Source organism: Nocardia sp. NPDC058499 (assembly GCF_042719915.1).
GTDB lineage: Bacteria > Actinomycetota > Actinomycetes > Mycobacteriales > Mycobacteriaceae > Nocardia.
The window spans coordinates 405,311-419,036 of record NZ_JBHXMZ010000005.1 but is presented as its reverse complement, the minus strand read 5'-3'; the positions used below and the strand labels follow the sequence as shown (position 1 = coordinate 419,036).

Annotated in this window: 12 protein-coding genes; 5 read left to right on the top strand and 7 right to left on the bottom strand. The window is 67.3% G+C overall.

What is annotated here, in order from left to right:
• Window positions 1-38 precede the first annotated feature (38 nt).
• Both ACFWPH_RS18325 and mqo read right to left on the bottom strand, forming a co-directional pair.
• A complete protein-coding gene (locus ACFWPH_RS18325; RefSeq protein WP_378752433.1) occupies window positions 39-1,364 on the bottom strand; it encodes a family 1 glycosylhydrolase in 1,326 nt (441 codons plus the stop codon).
• A gap of 237 nt (window positions 1,365-1,601) precedes the next feature.
• Window positions 1,602-3,029 (bottom strand): malate dehydrogenase (quinone), encoded by a 1,428-nt coding sequence (gene mqo / locus ACFWPH_RS18320; protein WP_378752431.1) that lies wholly within the window; start codon window positions 3,027-3,029, stop codon window positions 1,602-1,604.
• A gap of 90 nt (window positions 3,030-3,119) precedes the next feature.
• Between mqo and ACFWPH_RS18315 the strand changes: the two genes are divergently transcribed.
• Window positions 3,120-4,016, top strand: a complete 897-nt coding sequence (locus ACFWPH_RS18315) for a LysR substrate-binding domain-containing protein (protein WP_378752429.1) — start codon at window positions 3,120-3,122, stop codon at window positions 4,014-4,016.
• 185 nt (window positions 4,017-4,201) lie between these two features.
• Here ACFWPH_RS18315 and ACFWPH_RS18310 read toward each other — a convergent pair whose 3' ends face one another.
• Together ACFWPH_RS18310 and ACFWPH_RS18305 are read right to left on the bottom strand one after the other, a co-directional pair.
• Window positions 4,202-5,653, bottom strand: a complete 1,452-nt coding sequence (locus ACFWPH_RS18310; RefSeq protein WP_378752427.1) for an amidase — start codon at window positions 5,651-5,653, stop codon at window positions 4,202-4,204.
• Window positions 5,654-6,152: 499 nt separating this feature from the next.
• Window positions 6,153-6,947 carry an SDR family NAD(P)-dependent oxidoreductase gene (locus ACFWPH_RS18305; protein WP_378752425.1) on the bottom strand — a complete coding sequence of 265 codons (795 nt, stop codon included), beginning with the start codon at window positions 6,945-6,947 and terminating at the stop codon, window positions 6,153-6,155.
• A gap of 109 nt (window positions 6,948-7,056) precedes the next feature.
• On the opposite strand from ACFWPH_RS18305, the gene ACFWPH_RS18300 reads away from it, so the two are divergent.
• Window positions 7,057-7,908, top strand: coding sequence for an alpha/beta fold hydrolase (locus ACFWPH_RS18300; protein ID WP_378752423.1), 852 nt, complete (start codon window positions 7,057-7,059; stop codon window positions 7,906-7,908).
• Window positions 7,909-8,152: 244 nt separating this feature from the next.
• Here the strand turns inward: ACFWPH_RS18300 and ACFWPH_RS18295 are convergent, their stop codons facing one another.
• From ACFWPH_RS18295 to ACFWPH_RS18285, 3 genes are all read right to left on the bottom strand, one after another.
• Window positions 8,153-8,659, bottom strand: a complete 507-nt coding sequence (locus ACFWPH_RS18295; protein ID WP_157116113.1) for a hypothetical protein — start codon at window positions 8,657-8,659, stop codon at window positions 8,153-8,155.
• A gap of 239 nt (window positions 8,660-8,898) precedes the next feature.
• Complete coding sequence (locus tag ACFWPH_RS18290) at window positions 8,899-9,525, bottom strand: response regulator (RefSeq protein WP_378752420.1); 627 nt, start codon at window positions 9,523-9,525, stop codon at window positions 8,899-8,901.
• On the bottom strand, window positions 9,522-10,736 hold the full coding sequence (locus ACFWPH_RS18285; protein ID WP_378752418.1) for a sensor histidine kinase: 1,215 nt from the start codon (window positions 10,734-10,736) through the stop codon (window positions 9,522-9,524). The genes ACFWPH_RS18290 and ACFWPH_RS18285 overlap by 4 nt, the downstream gene beginning before the upstream one ends.
• A gap of 174 nt (window positions 10,737-10,910) precedes the next feature.
• Between ACFWPH_RS18285 and ACFWPH_RS18280 the strand changes: the two genes are divergently transcribed.
• The 3 genes from ACFWPH_RS18280 to ACFWPH_RS18270 all read left to right on the top strand — a co-directional run bounded on the left by ACFWPH_RS18280 (window position 10,911) and on the right by ACFWPH_RS18270 (window position 13,693).
• Entirely contained in the window at window positions 10,911-11,999 is a 1,089-nt protein-coding gene (locus tag ACFWPH_RS18280) for an ABC transporter permease (protein ID WP_378752416.1), read from the top strand.
• Window positions 11,996-12,688 carry an ABC transporter ATP-binding protein gene (locus ACFWPH_RS18275; protein WP_378752414.1) on the top strand — a complete coding sequence of 231 codons (693 nt, stop codon included), beginning with the start codon at window positions 11,996-11,998 and terminating at the stop codon, window positions 12,686-12,688. Before ACFWPH_RS18280 ends, ACFWPH_RS18275 begins: the two co-directional genes overlap by 4 nt.
• A gap of 126 nt (window positions 12,689-12,814) precedes the next feature.
• Window positions 12,815-13,693 (top strand): class I SAM-dependent methyltransferase, encoded by an 879-nt coding sequence (locus ACFWPH_RS18270; protein ID WP_378752412.1) that lies wholly within the window; start codon window positions 12,815-12,817, stop codon window positions 13,691-13,693.
• Window positions 13,694-13,726: the final 33 nt, after the last annotated feature.

Here is a 13,726-nt window from a genome sequence, read left to right as displayed (position 1 = left end):
GGGTAGTGCACCACCTCGGCGGCGCGGTGGACGCCGGGTCAGCGCGGCACGGTCACCTGATCGGCACAACTGGACACACCGTCCACGATCGAGCAGGCCGCCGGAGCCCGGGTCGGTCGGCAGTCGCCGGGCACACCACCCTGCCCGGTGATTGCGGTGTAGGCGGCGACCGCATCGGTGGGGCGGCGGGTGAGTGCCGGATCGCCGAGGACATCAACGGTGTAGAGCCCGAACCGCGGCGTGTAGGAACCCCACTCGTAGTTGTCGGTGAGGCTCCAGTAGTTGTATCCCATGAGGTTCATCCCGTCGGCGGCTGCACGTTGCAGCCAGTAGACGGTGTCGCGGAGCAGATCTGCCCGGGTGTAACCGTCGGCGCGGGGCCTGCCGTTCTCGGTCGGCATACCGTTCTCCACAATGTAGAGCGGTTTACCGGGGAACCGCCGCGCGTAATGATCGAGTGCGTAGTAGATGCCCTCGGCCTGCAGCGACAGCGTCCACAGTTTCCCGGGGTCCGGGAACTGGGTGAGCAGGCTGTGCGGGGAGAACCCGTAGTAGTAGTCGATCCCGATGTAGTCCAGCCGCGCACCGATCCGGTCCACGAACGCTCCGTTGATCACATCGTCGGCGGCCGGGATGTAGGCGACATTGCTGCTGACCATCGCCCCCGGCTGCACACGGTGGATATGGTCGTAGGCGGCGTCGTGCGCGAGGGCCATCCGTTCCTGCATCACCGGGATATCGCCGACGCCGATCCCGCCGTACCGCACCTCGTTCATGAGATAGGCCGCGGGTTCGTTGAAGGTGATCCACAGTGGGTCGGCCGCCGCATACCGGTCGACGGCGGTCCGGGCGTTGGCCAGCCAGTCGTCGACCATGCCCGCGCGCCGCCATCCGCCGCGCTCGGCCTGCCACCCCGGATACACCCAGTGATCGAGGGTGAGCATCGGCCGCATACCCGCCGCGCGAATGGCGCCGACGACCTCGTCGTAGAACCGGAAACCGGCCTCGTCCCATTCGCCGGGCTGCGGTTGCACCCGGGCCCATTCGATTCCGATCCGGTACACCCGCACACCCAGTTCCGCCGCGAGCGCGATATCGGACCGGAACCGCGAGTAGAAGTCGACGGAATCGCGGTAGGGGTCCTCGGTTTTCCCGGCCGCGATATAGCGGGTCCAGTTGCTGTCCGGTGCATGCCCCTCGGACTGGAAACCCGACGAGGCCACACCCCACAGGAATTCGGGTCCCAATGGTGCGACCTCCAGCGGGGGAGCGGGGCGCGCCGCCACCGGTCCCGTACCCAGTGCGAGCATCCCGGCGGCCAGCGCCCCGGTGGTGAGAAATCGGCGACGGTTCCATGGATCCATCGAATCGGCCTCCTCTTCTGCACCCCGCCCGGTGCTGATCCCGACGCCACAGCCTAACGGCCACAGCCGAACCGATCCGTCGTTTCGCCGACCAGAGTTCATATCCAACAAACCTAGATACGCAGATATGCGCATCTAACTATGTGTACGCCTACTGGCCGATCCTCTCGTTCGAAAACCCCACGCTCCGAACCGACACCGAGACAGGGGAGTGATCAGTCGTCACGAAACCCGACCTCACGCACCGGGAAACAGGAGGCACAGCGCCGGTTCCCACCGCTCCGTGTACTGCGGAAAGCAGCGCCCCAGCAGTTCCCGCATGATCGCCGGGGCGGTGGATGCCCCTGGTGAAGCCCCGAGCAGGCCGGCAAGCGTGCCGTCGGCTGCGGTGACCAGCTCCGTACCGAAGGTCAGAACCCCGACCTTGTGCGGATCCGGTAGCACGAGCTGGGCGCGTTGCCCGGCCTGGATCGGATACCAGTCCGCCGGGTCCGCCTCCGGATAGAAACGCCGCAGCTGCGCGAACTTCCGGCGCCGAGTGGCGAGTAGCTGTCCGGCCAAGTACCGGACCAGCCCGAGGTTCTGCAGGCCCGCGGCGACCAGAACGGGAAGATTCGCCCAGCGCAGTGTCGCGAAAAGCTCGGTCGGGCGACCGTATTTGAGCAGCCGGGTACTGAATGTTGCGTAGGGCCCGAACAGCAGCGCTTCGCGACCTTCAACGATGCGTTTGTCCAGATGGGGTACCGACATCGGGGGAGCGCCGAGGGCTGCCCGCCCGTAGACCTTGGCGTCGTGACGGTCGACGACTGCGGGTCGGTCGGTACGCAGGAACTGGGCGCCGAACGGGAAAACGGCATAGCCGCGAACCTCCGGGATACGGGCCTTCTGCAGCAGCCGCAGGGTCTGCCCGCCGGCGCCGGCGAAGACGAACCGCGCTCGAATCACCCGGCGCGCCCCGGTGTTCCGGTCGCGCACCACCAGCCGCCAGATTCCGTCGGAGTCCCGCCGCAAGCCGGTCACCTCGTGGCCGAGCAGCACCTGCGCTCCGTTTCCGGTTGCGACTTCGGTGAGCGCCGTGGTCAAGGCACCGAAGTCGATATCTGTGCCGGCTGGGTGTCTCGTGGCGGCCAGTGGTTCGCCCGGTCGACGCCCGGCCATGATCAGCGGCACCCATCCGCCGATGGTGGCGGGGTCCTCGCTGTACTCCATCCCGGAGAACAGCGGCAGCGACCGCAACGTTTCGTACCGCCGCCGCAGGTAGGCGATATCGCGCTCGCCGAAGGCAATGGTCAGATGCGGCGCCGGGTTGAGGAACGAGGCCGGGCGGGGGAGGGAGCCGTCGTCCAGCAGGGCCTCCCAGAATTGCCGCGAGAGACGGAACAGCCGGCCGATATTCGCGGCTTTCTCCGGGTCGGCGGGATCGGGCATATAGTTCGGTTCGCAGAGCCCGGAATGGCCGGTGCCGGCGTTGTTCCAGGGGCCCGAACTTTCCCCGGCGAGCTCGTCGAGGCGTTCGATCAGTACCGTCGACCAATCCGGTTGCAGTTTCGCCAGCATCGCGCCGAGTGTCGCGGGCATGATGCCGCCGCCGATCAACGCCACATCGAGCACATCTTCTCTTGCTTCCACCGTTCGGGAGATGCCGTCTGATCTGCGGAATTTCATGATGCTGCCTCCTGGAGAGCTGGTGCAGACATCGTCGCGCCGCCGGAAGTAATCCGTCTACGACCAATAATGCTCGAATACGATCCAAATATGGATGAAATGCTCGCGCCACAGGTGGAGCAGCTGGTTCCGCTGCTGGCCGCGTTTGCTACCACTGCCGATGAGGGCCATATCACCCGGGCCGCACAGCGGCTGGGTGTCCCGCAGTCCTCCCTGAGCCGGCGGCTGAAAGCGGTCGAGCGGTCGGTCGGTGTGCCGCTTTTCCAGCCGGTGGGCCGCGGTATCGCACTCACCGCCGCGGGTCGCGAACTGTTCGATCGCACCCGGGATCTGGTCGGTGCCCTGGACGACGCGGTTACGGTGGTGCGCAGCCACGCCGACCCCGACAGCGGCCTGGTACGCTTCGGGTTCCCACTCACCCTCGGTCCGGTGAGCATCCCGTCGCTGCTCGCGGATTTCCACGGCAGTGCACCACGGATCCGGCTACATCTCGTCCAAGCCCACGGTGAGGCCTTGGCGGAGATGATCCGCGACGGCCGACTGGACCTCGCGGTGATGATCCCCGCTCCCACAGACCTGCCCGCGATCACCCTGGGACACCAGCGGATCCACCTCTACGTCGGCCGCGATCACCGGCTGGCCGGGCACGGAACCGCCGAACTCTCCGCTCTCGCCGGGGAATCGTTCATCGCGAACCCACCGACTTACCACCTACGGCACCTACTCGATACGCAGTGTGCCGCGGCGGGATTCACCCCCGAGGTGGTCTTCGAGATCACCGAATTCGACACCCTACGCGCCCTCGTCGCCCGGAATCTCGGTATCGCGTTACTTCCCGAGCCCGAAACGCCGCACCCGGACCTGCACCGCATCGCGCTGAGCATCCCGGTCGAGCGAAGTATCGGCCTGGTGTCCGGACACCACCGCCCCACCCCGGCTGTGGCCCGCCTCCGCGATTTCGTCTCCCGCCATACGTCTCGGGCGTAGCTGTGGGGTGGGGTCCATGGGTGAGGCGGTGATGGCGTCGACGCTCTACCCCACCATGGCCGCTATTGCGCCGCATATGACCGACTTCGGATCCGTGGCGGAGTTCGAGCGGCTGCTCGACAGCGTGTTCGGCGGACTGCGGGTTCCGGGCCGCCTGCCCTCAGCCGGGCTCCCGGTGGTACGCCCTATACCGGTGGCTGGAAGCCTCCGATCTTCTGTTCGAGGAGTTCGGCCAGCCGCAGTGGGGTGCGGTCTTCGAACATCGGACCGATGAGCTGTACGCCCACCGGAAGCCCCTCGGGGGACCGGCCCGTGGGGATGGCGGTGGCGGGCAGGCCGGGCATGGTGGCCACACCGGCCCAGACGAGTTGGTCGTAGTACGGGTACGCGGCGCCGTCGATATCGATGCGGCGGTTCTCCAGGCCTCCGTGGTGGTCGTGTGGGAAGGCGGGGGTGGGGGTGATGGGGCACACCACGGCATCGAACTCGGTGAAGAGTCGCCGCCAGGCGTGGCGGTGGAGTTCGCGGCGGTTGTTCGCGTCGACCCAGTCGCGGTGGCTCAGCACCATGCCGCGTAGGCGCGCCGCATCGAGGCTCCGGTCGTCCGCGCTCAGGGCGGCGGCGTTGGTCTGCAACTGTTCGTACACGTCGGCGGGCAGGCTTGCGGCGGCGTTCGACATCATCAGCAGCATGTAGAGCGTCGCCGCTTCGGCCGGATCGGGTAGCAGCGGACTGTGTCGTTCGACGCGGGCGCCTTCGTCGATGAGCGCCTCGGCAACCCGGTGCACGCCGGCCCGCACCGCCGATCCCGTCGGAATGAGCGGGTGGTCTTCGATGATCAGGACTCGGAAGTCCGACAGCCGCTCGTGCCGCGCGGGCGGCAGTGCGATGTCGTAGGCGATGCCGTGTGTGAGCGGGTCCGGTCCGGCCATCACGTCGAGCAGCAGCGTGAGGTCGCGGGCGGTGCGCGCCATCGGGCCGGCGACGGCGAGGTCGAGATCGATCGGCAGGGCTGGTGCGGGCGGTGCGACCATGCCGCGGGTCGGCACCAGTCCGAGTGTCGGCTTGTGCGCGTAGATACCGCAGAAATGCGCGGGGGTGCGTAGTGAACCGGCGAGGTCGGTGCCGATGGAGAGTGCACCGAACCCGGCGGCCAGGGCCGCCGCCGAACCGCCGGACGACCCACCCGATGTGCGCTCGTGGTTCCACGGGTTGCTGGTGGTGCCGTAGATCTCGTTGAAGCTCTGGATATCACGCAGCATCACCGGCACATTGGTCTTTCCGAGCACCACCGCGCCGGCTGCCTTCAATCGCGACACCTGTACCGCGTCCTCGGCCGGCACATGGTCCCGCTGTGCCGGCATGCCCCAGGTCGTGGGCAGCCCGGCGATGTTGTAGTTCTCCTTGACCGTCACCGGGATACCGAGCAACGGACGATTCTCGCCGCGGGCGCGTGCCTGGTCGGCGTCGCGTGCGGCGGCCCGCGCACGTTCGAAGTCCGGTACACAGATGGCGTTGATCACCTTGTCGTCGCGCTCGATACGCGCGATCGCCTCGTCGGTCAGTTCCAACGATGTCACCGCACCGGCACGTAAGGCGGCCGCGAGTTCTTCAGCCGACTGCACATTCCACTCCATGAATCCGACGCTATTGGCCTGCCGCGGGGGCCATAAAATAGCGCTTCGCACAACGGGAAAGCCGAACGCATCAGCTGCATCGGTGAAGTGACGCACCCGCCGTGCGATCCGGAACGGCCGACTGCAGGTCACAGGGTCGGCGGTGGGCCGACTACCTCAGTGCAGGGCATGAAATGCCCACTTCGCACAACAGGACAGATGTCTCAATTCTCTCTGTACTCTTGCGCCGCACGGTGGACCGATGGCGGCAGGCGGGGCAGGGGAGTAGACCCCCCGTGGAGAGGGCAATGGACAGCATCCAGCTGACGCGCAGACCTCCAGACCCTGTAGGCCAGGCTTTCCGGAACGACACTGACCGGTGGAGTCCTCGAGAGAACGAGAATCGAGATTGATATAGAACGCTACGCTGATATGCGCATCTATACATGCTTATTCCATCCTTATCTCTCACCGACAAGGTCAACTCACTCCAACACAAAGAGGGGAGGAGGTTCCAACCTCACTCGGAGTCAGTGCCGGTAGCGGTCATCTCGGCGACTCGTTCGACGATATTCGGGTACCGCATCGTATGCGCACCGCCGTTGAGGTCGATCGCCGCGCCGGTCATCCAACCGGCGTCGCCGGAGGTGAGGAATGTGATCGTGCGGGCGACGTCTTCCGGTGTGCCGGCGCGGCCCAGCGGTGTGTTTTCGATGTATTCGTCGACCAGTCCCGGTACGAGCGTCGCACCGTAGGTGAGGGGTGTGTGGACGAACCCGGGGTTGACCGCGTTCACGCGGATGCCGCGGGGTGCGAGTTCCATGGCGGCGACTTCGGTGAGCATGAGGACTCCGGCCTTGGCCGAGCAGTATGCGCCCATCCCTACGCCCGGCTGCCGGCCGTTGAGCGAGGCGACGAGCACGATCGATCCCCCGTCCCGCACTGTGTGAGCGGCGTTCTTGACGGTGAGGAAGGCTCCGGTGAGGCAGACGTCGACGGTGGCTTTCCAGTCGGCGAGGGAGAGGTCCGCGATCGTTCCGGGGTGGGAGATTCCGGCGCAGTCGACGACGGTGCCGATCGGTCCGTGTTCGGCGGCGACGGTGTCGAAGAGGGTGCGCATTCCTTGTTCGTCGGTGACGTCGACCTGGTGCCCGGTCACGTTCCCGCCGAGTTCGGTGGCCCGGGTACCGGCGGCGGCGCCGTCGAGGTCGGCGATGATCACGGTGTCGCCGCGGGCGGCGAGGACTTGGGCGGTGGCCCAGCCGATTCCGGAGGCGCCGCCGATGATGATCGCGATCTGCCCGTGTGTGCTCATAGCGGTTCCTCCGTGTCGATGCCGGGTCGAGCGTGCGCCGCGCCGGTGGTCGGACATATATCTATACAGCTGTCTAGCAGCTCGCCCGGGGTTTGGCTAGCATGCAGCCATGTCCACGGGTGAACTTCGTACGGTGCGTGTCGGTGATTTCGATTTCGAGGTGCGGGTCCACCCGGGCGAGCCGGCACACGACGCGGACGTGCTGCTCCTGCACGGGTTTCCGCAGAGCGCGGCGTCCTGGGATTTCGTTTCCGAACACCTCAGCTCCCGCGGAGTCCGTTCCTATGCGCCGGAACAGCGCGGCTATTCACCCGGAGCCCGTCCCACTGATATCGCGTCCTACCGTCTTTCCGAACTCCGCGCCGATATCGTCGGCCTCTGCGATGCACTGGGCCTGCGGCGAGTTCACCTGGTCGGCCACGATTGGGGCGCGATCGTCGCCTGGGATGTGGCGGCCCGGCATCCGGAACGGGTGGTTTCGCTGACCGCGGTGTCGGTACCGCACCCGGCGGCATTCGCCCGGGCCCGCGTAACCGATCCGGTGCAGGCCGAAAAATCCGGGTACATGGCCTTTTTCCAGCAACCGGACGCGCCCGAAGAACTGCTGCTGGCGAATGATTGCGCGGGTTTGCGTGCCGGTTTCGGGGATCAGGTTCCGGCGGTACAGTCGGCGCAGCATATTGCCCGGCTCCGGGAACCGGGGGCGATGACGGCGGCCCTGAACTGGTATCGCGCGTCGGGTGATTCCTGGAATGCGGTTCCCGCGGTGGGCGTTGCGACGACTTTCGTGTGGAGTGACGCCGATCTGGCTGTGGCGCGGTCCGGTGTGGACGCGACAGCGGAGTATGTGGATGCGGAGTACCGCTTGGAGGTGTTGGAAGGGGTGGGCCACTGGATCCCCGAGGAGGCACCTGATCCGCTCTCCGGAATAATCCTGGACCGTATCGGCGGCTCGCGATAATCCTGCGGTCGGTGTCGCTGCGCCGGGGCCGTGAATTCTCTGCCATGCTCGGCTATATGCCCGGCCGGTAGACGTCGACCGAGACACGCGGCAATTATCAAAAGCGCAATTGTGAGCTGCGTCGGTTATCCGCACCGGAATCCACGACTGGTCCGCCCGGTCCGCGGACGGGGCGGGGCCCGGTGGAATCACCGGGCCCCGCGAAGGCATACAGGGCTGCTGCCCTGCGGTTGCCCGGTGTGCACTACATCTGCCGAACCTGCTGGCGCATCTGGTGCATCTGCAGTTCCCACTGCATTGCGCGGTCCTGGGCCCGGGTGGACTGTTCCTCGGCCTGCTGGGCGAGGTAGGCAGCCTGGTCGGCCTGGTCCTGCGCCGACTGACAGCGCTGGTTGGCCTGGTTGGCGTCGGCCTGGGCCTGCTGGGCCTGGCTCTGCGACCGGTCGGCTTCGCTCTGCGCCTGCTGTGCTTGGTTCTGTGCCTGCTGAGCCTGCTGGCGGGCCTGCTGGGCCTGCTGCGCGGCCTGGTTGGCCTGGCTCTGCGCGATCTGGGATTGGTGCTGTACCTGCCGGGCCTGCTGTTGCACCTGGCGGGCGAGGTTCTGCGCCTGCTGGGCGTACTGCCGCGCACTCTGGGATTCCTGCCGGATTTCGTCCAGGCCCATGCGCAGCATTTCCAGGCTCTGGACTTGCTGACCACTGCCGTTGCTGGTGCTGGTGCGGGTGGCAGCGGTACTGGTGTCTTGCGCCATCTGAGCATCCTTCCAAAGGGGGGTTTTGAAACGGACTGACTCGTGGAGCGCTCAATATCCTCGCACAGCAGCGCCCTGTGGCAACCCTGCGATTCCACCCCGAACACACTGCATACCCGCTGGTGACGCGCCCGCTCGCGGTTATCGGACGTGACGGTGGCAGCACGGCGGCGAATATGCGCACCCCCGTGGCGGGGCGATGCCCGATCGAGACCACACCGACATGATCTGCACGTACCTCAGCGCCGGATGAGGCCGAGGTCGGTGGCCGCGGCGACCGCGGCGGTGCGGGAGTCGACACCGAGTTTGGTGTAGATGCGGGCGAGATGAGATTTGACGGTGCCTTCGGTGAGGTGGAGGCGGTGGCCGATGGCCTGGTTGGACAGGCCGCCGGCGACGAGGGTCAGAACTTCGGTTTCGCGCCGGGTGAGGGCGGTGCCGGGTGTGCGCAGCCGGTTCATGAGCCGGTCGGCGACGCTGGGCGCCAGTGTGGTCCGGCCGGCGGCCGCGGTGCGGACGGCGGCGGCGAGGTCCTCGGGTGGGGCGTCTTTGAGGAGGTATCCGGTGGCGCCGGCTTCGATGGCGGGCAGGGTGTCGGCGTCGGAGTCGTAGGTGGTGACGATCAGTACGCGGGGTGCGCCGGGCCGGGCGGTGATCCGGGCGGTGGCTTCGGCGCCGCCCATGCCTCTGCCGAACTGCAGGTCCATGAGGACGACGTCGATATCGCCTGCGGCGGCCCGGTCGACGGCGCCCTGCGCGGTGGCGGTTTCGGCGACGACGAGCAGGCCTGGTTCGGTTTCGAGTACGGCGCGCAGCCCGGCTCGGACCACGGGGTGGTCGTCGGCGAGGAGGAGTCGGATGGTCACGGGCGGACCTCGGGTTCGGTCGCTGGGGTGCGGGGTATGCGGGCGGCGAGTGCGGTGCCGTGGCCGGGTGCGGATTCGAGGGTGAGGGAGCCACCGAGGGCGTGTACGCGGGCGCGCATGGCTGCGAGACCGAATCCGCCGTGTTCGGGTTCGGGTGCGGGGAGGCGGGTGGGGTCGAAACCGCGGCCGTTGTCGGTGATGTCGAGGGTTATGTGGTCGTCGAGGTATCCGAGGGTGATGTCGGCGGTGGTGGCGCCGGCGTGGCGGACGGTGTTGGCGAGCGCGGATTGGGCGATGCGCAGGAGTGCGACCTCGTCGGCGGTGGCCAGTGGGCCCGGGTTGCCGGTGCGGTGGAATGTCACGTCGAGGCGGTGGCGGGCGCCGGTGGTGTCGCAGAGTCGTTCGAGTGCGTCGGCCAGTGTGGTGTTTTCCAGTGCGGGCGGGGTGAGGGCGGCGACGAAGCGGCGTGCTTCGGCGAGGTTGTCCTGGGCGGCTTGGCGGGCTTGGTCGACGTGGCGGGCGGCGGTGCCGGGCCGGTCGGGTAGGGCGCGTTCGGCGGCGCGCAGCAGGAGTTGGATGCTGGACAGTCCTTGGGCGAGGGTGTCGTGGATTTCGCGGGCGAGGCGTTCGCGTTCGGCGAGCATTCCGGCGGTGCGCTGAGCTCGGGCGAGGTCGGCGCGGGTGGCGGTGAGTTCGTCGATGAGGCGTCTGCGTTGTTCGCTTTCCCGGTACAGGGCTTGGTAGCCGCGGACGACGGCGACGGCGACGGCGGCGCCGAGTGCGGGACCGATCGCCATGGCGGGGGCGAAGGAGTGCTGGTGGGCGGCGAACCCGGTGATGGCCGCGGCGGCGGTGGCGGTGACGGCGAGGTGTCCGGTGCGGCGGGGTAGCAGGTGGAGTTGGAGGAAGTACAGCGGGAACGCGACCCATACGGCGTCCGGGGACAGGATCAGCAGTGCGAGCCATACGGCGCCTACCGTGGTGAGCCACCAGGTGGCGGCGGGCCGGGAGCGGCGGATGCGGGGCAGGAGCGGTCCGGCGGCGTAGACGAGTGCGCAGAGCGTGGCGGTAGCGGTGGTCGCTGCGGCGTGGGCTTGGTGCTGGGTGATCGCGCGGACCGCGGTGAGTGTGAGCAGGCCGAGGATCAGCAGGTGCAGGCACCAGGCGAGGGCCTGGGTGGTGGGGGTCGGGTCGGGTGCGGTGGTGTTCACGGTGCTTTCCAGGCTACGGAGCCCGGCCTTTCAGTGGCCTCTGTCGAAAGTTGGAATTCGGGTGGTGTCTTCCGGCTGGTGAAGTGCCGTCGGGCGCGGGATGTGCGGGGCGGGCCGGGCGGCGAGGGTGGAGTCGTACCGTTTTTCCACCGTCGGAGAGGACAGGCCGAGGTCGTGTTTGTTGCCTGGAGAGATCTGAAGTTCGCCAAGGGGCGTTTCGCCCTGATGGGGACTGTTATCGTGCTGATCACCTTGCTGGTCGGGTTGTTGTCCGGGCTCATGGCTGGGCTGGGCCGGCAGAATATTTCGGCGATCACGTCGCTACCTGCGGACTCGATTGTTTTTTCGGCCCCGGGCGAGGGCCAGGATGTGTCGTATACCGGTTCTTCGGTCACTGACCGGCAATGGCAGGAGTGGGCCGGGGCCCCTGGTGTGGAGGACGCCGAACCGCTGGGTATCACCACCACCCGGGCCGTGACCGATACCGGCAGTGCCGGTGTGTCTGTGTTCGGTGTGCGTCCCGGGTCCGGCCTGGCCCCGGGCAGCGGCAGTGTCGGTGACGGTTCTGTGGTGTTGTCCACGCCGGCGGCGTCGGATCTCGGTGTGGGAGCCGGTGATTTCGTCACGGTGGCCGGGCAGCGGCTGCGGGTGACTACTGTCGAGGGCGATGCCTATTTCAGCCATACCCCGGTGGTGTGGACGGGCCTGGACTTCTGGCGGGAGGTCGCGCCGCCGGCGGGGCCGGGTGCGGAGTCGGCGGCTTCGGTTGTCGCCGTGAACACCACGTCCGGGGTGGATGTGGCGGCCATCGATCAGCGGGCGGGCACGAGGACGGTCGGTGTCGGTGATTCGTTGTCGGCGATCGGGTCCTATGCCTCCGAGAACGGATCCTTGCAGTTGATGCGCGGGTTCCTGTTCGTGATCTCGGCTCTGGTGGTCGGTGCGTTCTTCACGGTGTGGACGGTGCAGCGTAGCGGCGATATCGCGGTGCTGAAGGCGTTGGGCGCGACCACGTCCGGGCTGTTGGTGGATGCGCTCGCTCAGGCTGTGCTGCTGCTGGTGGGTGGCACAGTGCTCGGTACAGCTCTCGCTGCCGCGCTGGGAGTGTTCATCGCGGGCTCGGCCGTCCCGTTCCATCTCACTGCGGCCACTGTCCTGGTTCCGGCGGTGGTGATGGTTGTGGTGGGTGCCGTCGGTGCCGCTGTTTCCGTCCGCCGCATCACTTCTGTCGACCCGTTGACTGCTTTGGGGAGCGCCCGATGAGCCTGAATCTGATCGATATCACTCTCACCTATCCGGACGGCGACAACCGTCTGACGGCTTTGGACCGGGTCGATGTGGAAGTTCCCCGGGGCAGTCTGACAGCGGTGGTCGGCCCGTCCGGTTCCGGTAAGTCCAGTCTGCTCGCTGTCGCCGCCACCCTGATCACTCCCGACGCCGGGACTGTGGTCGTCGACGGTACGTCGACCAGCGGCCTGCGCCGCAGTGAGCTGACCGATCTGCGCCGCAGCACGATCGGGATCGTGTTCCAGCAGCCCAATCTCATCGCCTCGCTGACCGCTGTCGAACAGCTGCAGGTGATGGCCCATATCGATGGCCGTAAACCGGGTGCCGTACGTGTCCGGGCGATGGAGCTGCTGGATGCGGTCGGCCTGGTGGAGGTGGCGGGGCGTCGCCCGCACCAGCTTTCGGGTGGCCAGCGGCAGCGTGTCGGTATTGCGCGGGCGTTGATGAACGAGCCCACGGTGCTGCTGGTCGACGAGCCCACCAGCGCCCTCGATCACGACCGCGGCGCCGCGGTCCTGGATTTGATCGCCCGTCTGACCCATCAGCGGTCCAGCGCCACGGTTCTGGTCACCCATGATCGCGCCCATCTGGCTGTCGCCGACCAGGTCGCCGAGGTGTACGACGGCCGGTTGCGGCTGCCGGCGGCGGCTCACGGTTTTCGCTGAGCCGGACACCGCGGTCCGGCTTTTGTGTGAACCGGTCGAATTTCGGGGTTGGCAGTCGCGTCGGTTTGCCGGTGACGGCACCCACAGCGGTGCGGGTGTCGTCGTATCGCCAGTAGCTTGTCGAGTATGGATATCGAGGGACCGAGCCGGACAGCGCTGGTGACTGCCTACGCCCGTGCTTATCATCAGGTTTTCGACCGGCCGAGGATTCTTGCCGATCCACTGGCGGCGCGTCTGCTGGGTGTTTCGGTGGACGAGCTGGCCGAATTGGGTCGCCCTGCGGGTAGCGGTGGTGGCGTGGATATCCTGCGGCTGGGTGTCGGTGATCGGCCGCGTCGCCTGTTCTTTGCTGCTCGTGCCCGTTTCGCCGAAGATCGGGTGGCGGAGGCCGCTGTTGCCGGCGTGGGCCAGGTCGTGATCCTCGGGGCGGGCCTGGATACCTTCGCCTACCGCAACCGGCATCCTGGTGTGCGGGTATTCGAGGTCGACCACCCTGCTACCCAAGCGTGGAAACAGCAGCGTCTCACCGCATCCGGTGTCGAGGTGCCCGAGGGGGTGACTTTCGTGCCGGTCGACTTCGAAACCGACACACTCGCACAACGATTGGCGGCCGCCGGATTCGGCCGGGCCTATCCGGCGGTCTTCGTGTGGCTCGGTGTCGTCTTCTATCTGACTCCGGACGCCGTCCGCGCGACCCTCGAATACATTGCCGGCCACTCCGAGCCGGTAGAGGTGATATTCGACTACCTGCAGTCGGCACATACCGGCGAGGAACGCGCACAGCTGCAGGCGCGCGCACATCGAGCGGCCGCGGTCGGCGAACCCTGGTTCAGCTACTTCACTCCTGACGACGTCGCCGCGCAGTTGCGTGCGCTCGGCTTCACCGATATCGAAGACCGCTCTGCCGCGGAGCTCATCGCCGGGTATCTGGACGGATCCGCGGAATTCGCGGGTGAGCCGCCGGAGGCGCTGCGCCCGGTTCGTGTACTGCGGGCGAGCCGCTGAGGATCCCCTCGCCCGGGTCCAGTTGCTTCGGTG

Excerpts from the sequence above, each read along its gene's own strand:
- ACFWPH_RS18315 (WP_378752429.1), top strand. The coding sequence starts at position 3,120 with ATGGATGAAATGCTCGCGCCACAGGTGGAGCAGCTGGTTCCGCTGCTG.
- ACFWPH_RS18275 (WP_378752414.1), top strand. The coding sequence starts at position 11,996 with ATGAGCCTGAATCTGATCGATATCACTCTCACCTATCCGGACGGCGAC.
- ACFWPH_RS18305 (WP_378752425.1), bottom strand. The coding sequence starts at position 6,947 with ATGAGCACACACGGGCAGATCGCGATCATCATCGGCGGCGCCTCCGGA.
- ACFWPH_RS18300 (WP_378752423.1), top strand. The coding sequence starts at position 7,057 with ATGTCCACGGGTGAACTTCGTACGGTGCGTGTCGGTGATTTCGATTTC.
- mqo (WP_378752431.1), bottom strand. The coding sequence starts at position 3,029 with ATGAAATTCCGCAGATCAGACGGCATCTCCCGAACGGTGGAAGCAAGA.
- ACFWPH_RS18270 (WP_378752412.1), top strand. The coding sequence starts at position 12,815 with ATGGATATCGAGGGACCGAGCCGGACAGCGCTGGTGACTGCCTACGCC.
- ACFWPH_RS18295 (WP_157116113.1), bottom strand. The coding sequence starts at position 8,659 with ATGGCGCAAGACACCAGTACCGCTGCCACCCGCACCAGCACCAGCAAC.
- ACFWPH_RS18325 (WP_378752433.1), bottom strand. The coding sequence starts at position 1,364 with ATGGATCCATGGAACCGTCGCCGATTTCTCACCACCGGGGCGCTGGCC.
- ACFWPH_RS18310 (WP_378752427.1), bottom strand. The coding sequence starts at position 5,653 with ATGGAGTGGAATGTGCAGTCGGCTGAAGAACTCGCGGCCGCCTTACGT.